Source organism: Pseudanabaena sp. CCNP1317, assembly GCF_034931345.1.
Classification (GTDB): domain Bacteria; phylum Cyanobacteriota; class Cyanobacteriia; order Pseudanabaenales; family Pseudanabaenaceae; genus Pseudanabaena; species Pseudanabaena galeata.
In genome coordinates this window covers 1-812 of the sequence record NZ_JAYGIF010000141.1, presented here as the reverse complement: position 1 = coordinate 812, position 812 = coordinate 1, and the positions used below count along the sequence as shown (strand labels likewise).

Genomic DNA, 812 nt, shown 5'->3' with positions numbered 1-812 from the left:
TTCATCGAACAGCGGCGGATGGGTGCGTGCGAATTCCGCCGTCTCTCATCCGGATGCGCGCCCAAAGAACAGGGTTGACCTACCGATCTGCACGCCGATAGCTAAAGCCCATCCTATCGCGGGGGGCGAACATGGCTGAACTTGCAGAGATCATTTCGCAATTTGGCACGTCGGCGAAAGGCAAGCTCTCCAATGCCGCCGTGTTGGGAGCACCGGAGGACCAGCTTCGCGCGCCCCTCGAAACACGCGTATTGCTGTTGGCGGCGTTGGCGGGGCATCACAAGAACACCGTCAAGATGGTCGGCGAGACGACGCTGGCACATCTGTCCTCCCGGCCCGATTATGCAGTCTCTGTCCGCAACGCGCTCGCCGGCTTCATCGAGGTCAAGGCGCCCGGCAAAGGTTATGATCCCCGGCGGTTCTCTGACTTACACGACAAGAAGCAGTGGCAGAAGCTCAAGACGCTGCCCAACCTCATCTATACGGACGGCAACGGGTTCACCCTATGGCAGGATGGCGAGCTCAAAGCATCTGTCGCTCTCGAAGGTGATATCGAGAAGGCGGGTGCAAAGCTCGCCGCTCCCCCACCTCTGCTCGGGTTGTTTACAGACTTCCTCGCGTGGGCACCGATCGCGCCACGCAGCGCCAAACAACTCGCGGGTATCGCCGCGCGCCTATGCCGATTGCTTCGCGAGGAGGTGGCCGAGGAGCTGGATCGCAACAATCCCGGCCTCACGTCGCTAGCCGGCGAATGGCGAAACCTGTTGTTTCCTGAAGCAACCAACAAGCAATTCGCCGACGGATACGCTCAG

At 60.6% G+C, this 812-nt stretch carries 1 pseudogene; it reads left to right on the top strand.

The annotated features are described in order from the left end of the window. Positions 1-131: 131 nt before the first annotated feature. A pseudogene (locus VB775_RS22530) lies at positions 132-812 on the top strand (DNA methyltransferase); the annotation flags it as partial.